Here is an 11,468-nt window from a genome sequence, read left to right as displayed (position 1 = left end):
ACGGACGAGCGTAGCGTCGCGTAATCCGGTGGAAAGAACTCCCAAGCCATTGCCGCACGCTCGGTAATCTGCTCGGAGTTCCATCCTTGCTTCGCCCAGATGGGAGCTGCCTCCGTAAACGCCGCGAGGAGTCCGCCTGATTGGCGGAACACCAAGAACAAGCGGACCTCAGCAGGCGAATCCCCTTCGGGCGCCGGGACCTTCACCGCGTCATAGCGGACAAGCCATGCCCGCTCCTTTGCAGCGTCTCCGTAGGGTCGCTCATCATGAAAGTCGATCAGCGCAATGGATGAAGGCTGGGCCGCTGCCCCCAGGATTCTCTCGTCGGGGGTAAATGCCCCGCTCTTGTCGGAAACCTGTACTGTTTCCCACGAGAATGGGCTCTCCGCCGGCGCGGTGCTCACGGAAACTGGGCCGGCCAAAGTGGAATCACGAACTGTCGAGGGGCCGAGCAAGAGAGCAACTGCCCCTAGTATCCAACTGACCATCGTGACTTCACTCCGCTTGCTTCGTTACGCCAAATCGCGAACTCGCCGGTCCAGGCGCGCCCACCGCCGCCGGTCTAGGGCGAGGCGGCCGTGGTGGCGCCGACGGGGCGCGCGGCGTAGTCGAAGCTGGCGTGACGGCTGGTGCTCGCGCCGGTGGCCGTGTCCACCAGCTCGACGACGAGATCGTAGGGTCCCGGGTCGAGCGCAGTCAGGTCGATGCTGAGCTGCTGCCGTTCCAGGTCGGAGGTGGGGAGAAAAGTGAAGGTGGCTTGCACCACCGGCTGCTGCTCGGCGTCCAGCTTCCGGTGGAAGTCGGGTTGGAACTGCTCCCAGAAGGTCCAGGACCGCGGCGGCAGCCGCCGCACCTCGTAGCGCACCGCGATCGCGGTTTGCTCGCGTACCGCCCGTTCCGACGGGTAGACCTCGAAGTAGAGATGCAGCAGCTCCTGCTCGATGCGCCGGTCGACGCGGGGCACGGCGATGACGCCACCCATGTCGAACATCCCGCCGTGGCCGTTGCGGACCTCGTGGGCCAGCATGATGTCGCTCATCATGAGTGTCGAGGCATCGTAGTGCACGAGCGCCAGCGTATCCCGGCCCATGGCCCGCCAGGGGATGCGGAAGCGCGGCGACGCGGCGCCTTCCGGGGAAGCAGCGCCGTCCACCGGAGCGCTCGCCCTGTCGGTCGTATCGGGCGGTGCGTGCTCCAGCCGCTGCAAACCGGCCAGCTCCAATCCCAGCGTGAGAGGCTCGGGGGCGAGCTCGAAGCGCAGCCGCCCGAGTTTCCGGTCGCCGTCGCTGTACAGGCTGCTGCGCTGCACCGAGGCGCGGGAGCGCTGGGCGAGGTCTCCCGGGCCGCGCCAGCCGGCAGCTTCCACGTTCAAGGCCTCGATCCCCCCCAGCTCTTCGAACTCGTAGGCGATCTCCAGCGCCGTGCGCCCTTGGTTGCCACGGAACTGCCGCACCACGTGCTTCCAGCCCCCGGGCGGAGCGGCGAAGACCAGGCTCGTGTGCGTCGGTGACTTCTCCCTGATCTCCGGTTCGCTGAAGTCCGACCAGGCGCGACGGCGCCAACGCACGTAGTCACCGTTCAAGAAGGAGTCCGTGAAATGGATCACCAAGTCGTCATCGCCGCGGGTCCAGTAGCGCCATTCCCAGGTGGGGAATTTGAACTCCGGAATCCGTCTTGCCAGCGCCGGGGGCCCATAGCGCAGATAGATCTCGCCGCGATCGGTGCCGCGCCCCGGGCGGCCCAGCCGGGAAACAGCGAAGTAGAGGTCGGCCTCCACGGCGCGGCAGATGTGCTCGACGAGGCGCTCGTTGGTGAGGGACGCCGGCGTCGGATCATGGCCCCACCAATAGTTGCGGCAGAGGGAATCGCGCCGGGCCTCCTGCCACATGCGGTACGCCCCCAGGCTGTCGGGGTGGAGCACCGGCACCAGCCCGATCCAGGATTCGCGCTCTTGCGGCGACATGCACGCGAGCGTGGCGTCCACCCGTGCTTGCGCTTCGTCGAAGCGCTTGAGGTGGAAATCGATGGCCGCGAGCAAGAACCCGAAGCGACCGGGGCAGTCCCGTTGCGCTTGCGTCAGGATCAGGGCGCGGGCCGCTTCGTGCTGGTGCCGGTGCATCGCCAGAAAGGCCAGACGGTAGCGGGCCTCGTCGTTCGCCGCATCCAGCTGCAGCGCCCGTTCGTAATAGGCCTGGGCGCTGTCGAGGAACTGGGGCACTTCCATGTCCGTGAAGTATTCCTCCAGGGTGTTGTGGCCGAGGAGCAACCAGGGGCGCGACTGTTTCGGGTCGAGGCGTACCGCCTCGGTGAGTGCTCCCGTGCTGGCGCGCAGGAAGCGCTGCTCCCGCAGCAGCTCGCCGAGGGCGGCGTGGGTCGCGGCCGACAGCGGATCCAGATCCAGGGCGGCGAGGAAGGCGGCGCGGGCCTGCGCCCGCGCTTCCAAGGTCCCCTGCGCCGACTGCAGGCGGCCGATCTCTACGAGAAGGCGCGGATCGCCACCGAGTTCGTAGTTGGCCCGCTGGAAGAGCCTGAGAGCGCCGACGCTGTCGCCGAGGGCCAGACGCTCGCGCCCATCGGCGAAGTGGATCTCGCCCCGGCTCTTGCTGGTGCCGCAGCCGGCGAGCCCGGCGAGGAGGGCGAGGACGGTACCGCCGGTGGCGAAGCGGGCGCAGTGGCGCTGCGTCGCCGGCCGGCGTGCTGCGGCGGCGAGCCGCGTGCAACGCACCGCTCGACCCATGGCGAGAAGGTAGCGACGAAAGCGCCGGCTTCGCAAGATGTAGCGAGCGGCGAGGAGAGTGCCAGAGCCGCGATGCTTTCGCTACAATGCCTCGGCTCGACACTCCGGACACACCGGCGCCCGACCCGCCCGGCGCCCAGCGAAGGGCTCGCATGCCCCGCATCCTCATCGTCGACGACGAGGCCAACATCCGGCGGATGCTGAGCGGCGTGCTCCGCGACGAGGGTTACGACACCGAGGACGTCTCCAGCGGCGAAGAGGCGCTGAAGCGGCTGCAGCGCGCCGGTGACGTAGACGCCGTGCTCCTCGATCTGGCGCTGCCCGGAATGGACGGGCTGGCGACGTTGAAGGCGATCCGCGCTTTCTCCGCCCCTCCCATCGTCCTCATGATGAGCGGCCACGGCACCATCGAGAGCGCCGTGCAAGCCACGAAGATGGGAGCCTTGGATTTCCTGGAGAAGCCCCTCGATCCCCTCGCCCGGGTACTCATCGCGCTGGACAACGCGCTCCGCATCCGCCGGCTCGAGGGGGAGAAGGCCGAGCTCCTCGACCAGCTGGGACGCCGGAACGAGATGCTCGGCGATTCCCCGGCGATGCAGCGCCTGCGCGACGAGATCCGCAAGGCCGGCGCCAGCCACGCCCGCATCCTCGTCCTCGGCGCCAACGGCACCGGCAAGGAGCTGGCGGCGCGGGCCATCCACGCCATCAGCCCGCGGGCGCAGAAACCCTTCGTCCGCCTCAACTGCGCCGCCATCCCCCGGGATCTCATCGAGTCCGAGCTCTTCGGCCACGAGAAGGGCGCCTTCACCGGCGCCATGGCGCAGAAGCTCGGCAAGTTCGAGCTCGCCCGCGGCGGCACGTTGTTCCTCGACGAAGTGGGGGACATGAGTCTGGAGACGCAGGCCAAGTTGCTCCGTGTCCTGGAGGAAAACGAGATGGAGCGTGTCGGTGGCACCCAGGCCATCGCTCTCGATGCGCGCGTCGTGGCGGCGACGAACAAGAACCTGACGCAAGAGATCGGCAAGGGCAATTTCCGCGAGGACCTCTACTTCCGGCTCGCCGTGATCACGCTGCGCATCCCGCCGCTCAAGGACCGCGGTCCGGACATCGTCGTCCTGGCCGAATCCTTCCTGCGCCAGTACTGCGACGACAACGGCCGCCGGGCCAAGAGCCTGACACCGGCGGCTCGGGCGCTCCTGGCGCAGTACGAATGGCCGGGCAACGTGCGCGAGCTGCGCAACATGATGGAGCGCATCGTCATCATGCACGACGCCGACAGCGTCGACGCCGAGCACCTGCAGTCCCTCATGCTCTCCACCAGCGAGGGCGGCGAGGCGCCAAGCGGCACCTCGCTCCGCGACAACCTGGACCATTTCGAGCGCCGCACCATCGAGAAAGCCCTGGCAGCGGCGAACGGCAACATCGCGCAGGCTGCCCGGGCCCTGGGCCTCGACCGCGCCAACCTGCACCGCAAGCTGCGCCGCTTCGGCCTGGTGAAGGGGAAGAACGAGCGCGGTGAAGACGATATGGCTGCCGACGAAGAGGATTGACCGCGCGCGTGGCGCGGCCGTTGTAGGCCCGACCACAGAGCGTGTGCCGCTGACATCGCGGGGCTTCCTCCTGGGATCCGGGCTTACGGCGTAACCGCAACGGAAAACTGTGCTTAACTCGCGCTGCCGGCTTGGTGCGGCGGCTGCATCACCGACCGGCGCGGGTCCACCCTAGTCTCGTTCGACGCGACCTCGACTCTTGATCGAAAGGGACGGCTCCCCGGGTGGACCCGCTGAAGACATCCGGAGGTCTCGTGTCCCAGCGCCGCCCGAGGACGCCCGTCCTCCTCAGTGTCTTTCTCCTCGGCCTGCCCCTCGGGCCCGGGGCCGTCGGCGCACCTCCCGACCTGTCCAGCGACTTCTTCCCCCACCGCAGCGGCAAGCACGTCGTCTTCACCTTCGAGGCGCCGGCAGAAGCCGACGTTCGCATCCTCGGCGATTTCAACGGCTGGGACGCCCAGCCTCTCCGCTACAGCGGTGACGGGATCTGGGAAACCGGCATCGATCTGGAGGAAGGCGTTTACGAGTACAAGTTCGTCGTCGACGGCAGGCATCGCCTCGATCCCTCGAACCCGGACGAAGTGGTCGCCCCCGACGGTAGCGTGCGGTCGAGGCTGCGGGTGCTCGAGGACGGCGAGGTCACCTACTACAACCGCTGGTCGCCGCACCGGGAGCGCATGTCGACGCGGGTCACCTACACGCCGCATCCGCACATCCGCCTCACCTTCGGCGGCGACTACTCCTATCAGCGCGTCGATGGCTCGGTGCTGTGGCTGACGGGGAAGTACAGCTCCTCGTACACCTATGTGCCCGAGCTGAGCGTGCGCTTCGGTTACGGCTGGGTGAGCGAACGGGGCACGACCGAGGTGGATTTCGAGCAGCCCTTGGTGCCGACGAAGGTGCTCACCGTCGGGGCCGTCTACTCCCATGGCACGGCGTACGAGAACCAGGCCGGGATCGGCTGGCGCGAGAACACCCTGGCGGCGCTCTTCTTCCGCCACGACTTCAACGACTACTACAAGATCGCTGGGATCGAACCGTACGTGCGCCTGCGACTCCCGGCGTACACGACCTTGCGCCTCTCCTATGCGGTGGAGGACTACAACAGCCTGACCACGCAGACCGACTGGAGCTTCTTCACCGCCGGGGTCGACCGCTTCCGCGCCAACCCGCGGCTCTTCCTCCTCGACGAGCCCGAGGGCGAGGGTGGCAACGGGCGGCTGCGGGCAGCGCGACTGGAGCTCGTGCACGACAGCCGTCATGCCCGCGACGTGGGGACCATCGGCTCGTATGCCCGTGGCTTCCTGGAGCTCGGCGACGGCAACTTCTCTTACGCCCGCTGGGTCGGCGATGGGCGCGCCTACCTGCGCCTCGGCCCGCCAGTGCACCTGGCGCTGCGCTGCGCCGCCTCCGGTCGCTTCGGCAACGAGACCATCCCGTCGCAGAAGCTCTTCTACGTCGGCGGTCTAGGAACGGCGCGCGGCCACTCCTTTCGCTCCGTGTACGGTGACCGCTCCCTTCTCGGCAGCGTCGAGTACACCTTGCTCTTCTGGAACATGAATTACGGCGCCTTCACCTTCTACGACGCCGCCACCGCCTGGAAGAGCACCGCGCTCTACGGCGAAGGCTTGGAGGACAGCACCTGGCTGCAGTCGGTGGGCTTCGGCTTCAAGACCGCCGACGACAACTTCTTGCTCCAGTTCGCCAAGCCCGTGGGCGCGGTGGAAGGGGGCTGGGAAACCACGGTGCGACTGGAGCGCACCTTCTGACTCGCTCGGCGGCGCAAGCCGCGCGAGCGTTGGATGCCGCGGGGGGCCGGCCGAGAGTCACGCGCCCTCGGGCCGGGCACGTCGCGTGCCGGCCTCCCCTGGCGATCCTCTCTCTGCCGCACGTTCGGCTCGCTGCCGCCGCGAGTCGCCTGGCTCGAGCTCTCGCAACGCCCTGCTCACCCGGCGCTGGCGCGAACGCCGGCGACAACGACTCTCGCTCCGGGCCCATCTCCTGGAGCGCCTGGCGCGAAGGTGCATGCTAGACTCGCGCCCCGACGCCGTCAGACTGCGGGGAGGGCGCCTGAATGAGCGGCCGTGGGCGATGCCGAGCGGGGTGCGCGTGGGGGCTCGCAGCCGCGGTCGGCCTCGTTGCCGGCGCCGAGGCCGCCGAGCTCCGCCTCGATCGCGTCGCCGCCACCTCGCAAGGCTACGTCTATGTGGAGTTCGAGTTCGAAGCCCCGTTCGAGGGGATGTACCACGATGCCTTGTCCTCCGGACTGCCGACGACGCTCAACTACACCATCGAGGTGTGGCAACAGCGCAGCGGCTGGTGGGACAAGCTCGAAGCCACCTACGAACGCCGCTTCCGTATCCTCCGGGATCTGCTCAACGACCTCTACTATGTCGTCACCCCCGAGGAAGCACTGCGCTTCACCCATGAGGATTCCCTCACCGCCTACGTGAGCCGCGTCGCCCGCGGTCCGTCCAGCAACGAACCGCCCTATTTCGGCCGCCAACTCTTCCAGGACGGGAGGACCTACTACGTCGTGGTGACCGCGACCCTGGCGCCGCTCACGGTCGAAGACCTGAACCAGCTGGACGCCTGGTTGCGCGGCACGATCCGCGGCCGTAGCGACGGCGGCGGCATCAGCGGCCTCACCCAGACGTTGGGTGGTATGGTGGTCGGCATGACCGGCTTCGGAGACAAGCGCGTGAAGGCCCGCTCCCCCGGTTTCAAGCCGGCGGAGTTGCCCCGCGAACCGCCGTCCCCGGCGGCACCCCCCGCTCGGGCCCCCCACAACGAGCGCCGGCTCGCGGCGCCGGACAGCGGCCACTCCCCTTGAGAGCGTCGTCGATGTGCGCCGGTCACGGGCGCTCAGCCGCGCAAAGCAGCGAGGGGCGGGAACCGCGCGCCGAGCCGCGCGCCGAGACCGCGCAAGATGGCGGCAGTCACCATCGGCGGCGGCTGCATGCCATCCACGACCATCCAGCCAGGCTGCTGGGCGAAGCGGAGATAGTGGGCGCGGGCGCTCTCGAGCAGCGCCTGGTCGCGCTCGAAACCGTCGCGGTCACGGGCCTTCCGGCGCCGTGATTCCTCCGGAGCGATGTCGACGAAGACGGTGAGATCCGCCTCGGCGAGGCCCGCTTCGAGGCCGCGCAGCCAGGTCTCGTCGTAGCCCTGCGCCAGCCCGTAGACCACGTTCGACCAGGAGTAGCGGTCCACGAGCACCACGGCGTGGGTGCCCAGGAGCTCGCGCACCGCGCCATCGCGCTCCCAGCGGTTGGCCGCGAAGAGCATGGTGCGCGCCCGCGGTGCCAGCGGTGTGGCATCGACGAGGGCACTGCGGATGAGGGCGCCGATGGGCGTCTCGTAGTCGGGATACCAGCGCAGCTCGCAGGCGAGGCCGAGAGACTGCAGGTGCTGCTGCACCGCTCGCGCCTGCGTCTGCTTGCCCGCTTGATCGATGCCCTCGAAGGCGACCAGCGCCCCCGCCATGCGCCCTCCCGGGGTCGCGGTGTGGCGCCATCATAGCCGATGGGGAGCGGCTGGTTTCGAGAGGCAGCGCCGGCAGAAGTCGCGCCGCGGCTACGGAGCGCTTATTCGCGGCGGAGCGGTGGGGCGGTCGCCGTGGTGTGGGCGGTCGGGGCGCTGGCGCGCCGCGCTTCGGGCAGTCGCACCAAGAAATCCGTCAGGCCCTCCACCTCGGTGGGTACCGCCAGGACGTCGTTCTCGATGGTGCCGCTGGCGTTGGCCAGGTCGCTACCGAAGAGGAAGCGGAAATCCTCGGCGAAGATCTCGTGCGGCCGGTTCTTGTGCTCTGCCGCCGCGTGGTAGACCGAGGTGTCGTGGATCCCGCGCAGGCGCGCGTACCGCTTCCAGAGGGCCGTGTTGGTGTCGGGCATCCAGGCGTACTGATACGAATGACCGATCTCGTGGGTGACGGTGAAGTGCACGTGCTGCTCTCCCGCCTCGCGCACCCCCGGCGTGAGCATGATCACGTCGTCTCGCGCCGAGCTGTCCATGACCTCCCGGCGCGGGAAGGGGAGAACGTAGATGCGCACGCGCAGACGTCCATCCTCCAGGCGGATCGCCCGCAGCGCCGCGATCACCGCGTCCAGCTGCAGGGGATGGAAGCGGCCGTCTCCCTTGTTGGCGATGATGGGATCGTCGATGTCCGTGACCAGACCATAGAAGACATCGTCGACGACGAGCAGCAGCTCCCCGCCGCGGCGGAGCGTCATGTGTTCCAGGATGTAGTCGGGCGGATAGATGGTGGCCTGGATGCCGTTCTGGAGCTTCCAGAGAACGGGGTCGTCGGCTTGCACCGGCGGCACCGTGGCAGCGAGAGCCAGCGCCAGCACGACACCGTGCCGCGCGAGCTGGTGGCGGAACGCAGCGCGCATGGGTGGAGCAGACCCCGGCCGGGTCGCGCGCTGGCGCGCGTGTCCACGGACGCGGAGCGGATCGGAATCACGGGAGGAAGAAGAGAGAGCGGGATTTAGTCGACGGCAGCGCGGTAGCCTGCGAGCGGTGCTTCCGCAAGCGCTATGCCGCCGGCGGCCCTGTCGCGCGCCGGCCGGGCAGCGGCGAGGCCAGCCTCGTGTCCACCTTCGGCGCCTTCGGCAGGCAGAGCGCGCCCTACGGCGGCGCCCCGCCGCTCACGCCGTCTCCGGCAGACGCCGGCGCGGCTTCTGCGCTTGGGGAATCCAGCCCGGCCTCAGCCCGGAGCCTGGGGGCTTTGCCGCGACCAGCCGGTGCCGAAGCGCGAGAGCACCAGGGCTCCCAAACCGGCCGAGACGGTGGCGAGAACCAGCACCGAGGAGAGCAAGCCGAAGCCCAGCTGGCGGAACGGTTCGGGGAGGGTGAAGTGCAAGAGATCGGCGATGATTTCCGGCAGGAGGACTAGAGCCAAGCCGAGGAGCACGCTGTAGAGTGGCGCTCGCGACGACTGGTGCAACATCTCTTGCAACCGGTCACCGATCAGGAGAACGCCGACCAAGAGGCTGGCGAGGAACAGCAGCGCCACCGCGAAGGCGAGCACCAGCGCCGCCGGAATGCCCACCAAGGTGACGGCGAGGAGGATCACCGTCACCGTGACGGCACAGGAGCCGCCCATCAACACCAGCAACCCGACGCCGAAACAGCGCAGGAACGAATCGGCCAGGAGCTCCCGCGCCCGCAGCAGGCGATCCGGCACCAGCGCCAGCAACAGCCCGGAGACCAGAACGAGGAAGGCCAGCTTGAGCAGATCCAGGACGAGACCGACCCATGGAGGCCAGGCGCCGGGGAACCAAGGGAAGCGGCGCGGGAAGAGCGTCAGGCTCACGGTCTGCCCTTCGATCACCGCGCCGGCGTTGGTTTCGACGCGCCCGCCGACGGCGATGGCCTGGCCGCGGACCATGGCATTGCGTCCGAGCTGCAGGTTGCCGGCGATGACGATGGCGTCGCCGTCCACTTCGCCCTGCACCAGCAGATCGCCGCCGACGATGATGGCGTCGCCGTTGACCGTTTCGTCGCGGCTCACCTCGACGTCCTCGCCGAAGCGGATCATGTTGTAGGCGACCATCTTGCGCCGCGGCGGCCGGGGCGGCAGCAGCTCCGTGTCGGAGCCAGGGAGGAGCGGCAGCTTTTCCTGCAGCTCCTGCAGCCGCTCGCGTTCGACCTCGAGCCGCTCCTGCAGGGATTCCAGTTCGGACTGCACCGCCTCGGTGAGAGAATCCGGGACGGCGATCTCGAGCCCCGCGAGGGAATCCAGCACCGCCCGGCGGCTGTCGATGGCGCGCTGCAGTTTGCGCGCTTCCGCCTCGATCGATTCGCGACTGGGCTTGTTCTGTTCCGCGCCGTGCGCCCAGAGTGGGAAGAGACCGAGGCAGCAGCTGGCGGCGACCACGAGACCCTGACGTCGCCAGGTTGCCGTCGACACGGAAGGGAAACGCATTCCAGCTCCTCTGCGAGCCGTCACGCCGGCTGGCTTTGGACGCTCGGCCAGGCGCGAGCGGGAATCACTCGACGACCGGCAGCTGCGGGCGCCGCGCGCTCGCGACGGCGCGCAACAGGAGAGCGGCGAGCGAAGCGGCCAGCCACCCCGCGAGAAGCTGGTCGGCCCAAGCCGCCAGAAGCAGTCGCGTCGCGCGCGCCAGCGCCAGGAGAACGGGTGGGACGTCCACGGAAGTGGCGTTCAACCGCACCAGCGCCTCCGCCAGATCCTGGAGCCAAGAGTACCACCAGGTGGCGAGACGGCCGAGGGGTTCGAGGAGCCGCACGCCGGCCGTCTGGTTCCAGACCAAGGCGCCGACTACCACAGCCGCGCCCAGACCGCACACGGTCCAGAGTGCCGCGCCCGCCAGAGCCTGGCGCCGACGGCGGTGGGTTTCGAGCGCCGCCAGGCGAGCGAGCACGCGCTCGGCCAGATCTCGCGGCGCCGGCTCACGCATCGTCTCGAGGAGCGCGAAGACCGTGCGGTGCTCCTCGAACCGATCGCGACACCGCGTGCACCAGCGGTCGTGCGCCTGCATCGCCTCTCTCTCGACCGGAGAAAACGCCGGGTCGACGTCGGGGTCGAGTGCGGGCTCGACGAGGGTGAGGTAGCGGGCGCAGTCCATGGCTTTTCGCAGTCCGGCCAGCGCCGCCACGCGACGGCGCGGCGAGCGCCTCCGTACCGACATACGCCGGGATCTGCGGGCGGGTTGCGGGGCAACGGGCGGGCAGCGGACAGCACGAGCTGCGGCCGGGGAGGCGCAGGGAGCGCCCGGCACGCCCGCGGAGGAACGGCGGGTCAGTCGATGGCGGGGGCGTACGCTGCCAGGTAGCTCTTCAGGCCCTCCCGGGCGCGGTGGATCCGGGCCTTCACGGTCCCGAGCGGAATGTCCAGAGAGGCGGCGATCTCCTCGTAGGACAGCTGTTCTTGGTGCCGCAGGACGAGAACGATGCGGTAGTGCTCGGGCAAACGCTCCACCGCACAGCGAATGGCTTCGCGCAGCTCGCTGTCTTCCGAGGCCTGATCCGGCTGCCGTCGCGGGTCGGTGAGCTCCCGCAGCATGCCGCCGTCGGCGCCTTCCAGGGGTTCGTCGATGGAGAGCAAGCGCATGCGTTGCTTGCGGATGTGGTCGATGCAGAGGTTCGAGGTGATCTTGAACAACCAGCTCGAGAAGGCGTACACGGGGTTGTAGCGTTCCAAGGCCGCGAACGTC

General features: G+C 68.9%; 10 protein-coding genes. 3 read left to right on the top strand and 7 right to left on the bottom strand.

Translation table 11 applies throughout. The features are described 5' to 3' along the window. Positions 1 to 404: hypothetical protein (locus tag VFE28_00100; GenBank protein HZM14374.1), on the bottom strand; the 404-nt coding region annotated here is incomplete at its 3' end. Between the two features lie 158 nt (positions 405 to 562). After that, entirely contained in the window at positions 563 to 2,773 is a 2,211-nt protein-coding gene (locus tag VFE28_00095) for a GWxTD domain-containing protein (GenBank protein ID HZM14373.1), read from the bottom strand. Positions 2,774 to 2,889: 116 nt separating this feature from the next. On the opposite strand from VFE28_00095, the gene VFE28_00090 reads away from it, so the two are divergent. The 3 genes from VFE28_00090 (at position 2,890) to VFE28_00080 (ending at position 7,120) form a co-directional block, all read left to right on the top strand. Further along, complete coding sequence (locus tag VFE28_00090; GenBank protein ID HZM14372.1) at positions 2,890 to 4,287, top strand: sigma-54 dependent transcriptional regulator; 1,398 nt, start codon at positions 2,890 to 2,892, stop codon at positions 4,285 to 4,287. A gap of 254 nt (positions 4,288 to 4,541) precedes the next feature. Continuing rightward, positions 4,542 to 6,056: a BamA/TamA family outer membrane protein gene (locus tag VFE28_00085; GenBank protein ID HZM14371.1), complete on the top strand. Its 1,515-nt coding sequence runs from the start codon at positions 4,542 to 4,544 to the stop codon at positions 6,054 to 6,056. A gap of 305 nt (positions 6,057 to 6,361) precedes the next feature. Then, positions 6,362 to 7,120, top strand: coding sequence for a DUF4390 domain-containing protein (locus VFE28_00080; GenBank protein ID HZM14370.1), 759 nt, complete (start codon positions 6,362 to 6,364; stop codon positions 7,118 to 7,120). 32 nt (positions 7,121 to 7,152) lie between these two features. Here the strand turns inward: VFE28_00080 and tmk are convergent, their stop codons facing one another. The 5 genes from tmk to VFE28_00055 all read right to left on the bottom strand — a co-directional run. Continuing rightward, a complete protein-coding gene (gene tmk / locus VFE28_00075) occupies positions 7,153 to 7,773 on the bottom strand; it encodes a dTMP kinase (GenBank protein HZM14369.1) in 621 nt (206 codons plus the stop codon). A gap of 101 nt (positions 7,774 to 7,874) precedes the next feature. Continuing rightward, on the bottom strand, positions 7,875 to 8,681 hold the full coding sequence (locus VFE28_00070) for a hypothetical protein (GenBank protein HZM14368.1): 807 nt from the start codon (positions 8,679 to 8,681) through the stop codon (positions 7,875 to 7,877). A 314-nt stretch (positions 8,682 to 8,995) separates the two neighbouring features. Continuing rightward, positions 8,996 to 10,216, bottom strand: coding sequence for a hypothetical protein (locus VFE28_00065; protein ID HZM14367.1), 1,221 nt, complete (start codon positions 10,214 to 10,216; stop codon positions 8,996 to 8,998). Positions 10,217 to 10,280: 64 nt separating this feature from the next. Continuing rightward, positions 10,281 to 10,943, bottom strand: a complete 663-nt coding sequence (locus tag VFE28_00060) for a hypothetical protein (GenBank protein ID HZM14366.1) — start codon at positions 10,941 to 10,943, stop codon at positions 10,281 to 10,283. A 110-nt stretch (positions 10,944 to 11,053) separates the two neighbouring features. Further along, positions 11,054 to 11,468, bottom strand: a 415-nt coding sequence (locus VFE28_00055; protein HZM14365.1) for a sigma-70 family RNA polymerase sigma factor, incomplete at its 5' end; no start/stop codon positions are given.

The organism is Candidatus Krumholzibacteriia bacterium, from assembly GCA_035649275.1.
Classification (GTDB): Bacteria; Krumholzibacteriota; Krumholzibacteriia.
Note: the sequence above shows the minus strand (reverse complement) of the source record. Positions and strands in the feature narration are given on the sequence as shown.

What these genes read in the sequence shown, in the direction of transcription:
- VFE28_00090 (HZM14372.1), top strand. Translation starts at nt 2,890, where the DNA reads ATGCCCCGCATCCTCATCGTCGACGACGAGGCCAACATCCGGCGGATG.
- VFE28_00080 (HZM14370.1), top strand. Translation starts at nt 6,362, where the DNA reads ATGAGCGGCCGTGGGCGATGCCGAGCGGGGTGCGCGTGGGGGCTCGCA.
- tmk (HZM14369.1), bottom strand. Translation starts at nt 7,773, where the DNA reads ATGGCGGGGGCGCTGGTCGCCTTCGAGGGCATCGATCAAGCGGGCAAG.
- VFE28_00070 (HZM14368.1), bottom strand. Translation starts at nt 8,681, where the DNA reads ATGCGCGCTGCGTTCCGCCACCAGCTCGCGCGGCACGGTGTCGTGCTG.
- VFE28_00065 (HZM14367.1), bottom strand. Translation starts at nt 10,216, where the DNA reads ATGCGTTTCCCTTCCGTGTCGACGGCAACCTGGCGACGTCAGGGTCTC.
- VFE28_00060 (HZM14366.1), bottom strand. Translation starts at nt 10,943, where the DNA reads ATGTCGGTACGGAGGCGCTCGCCGCGCCGTCGCGTGGCGGCGCTGGCC.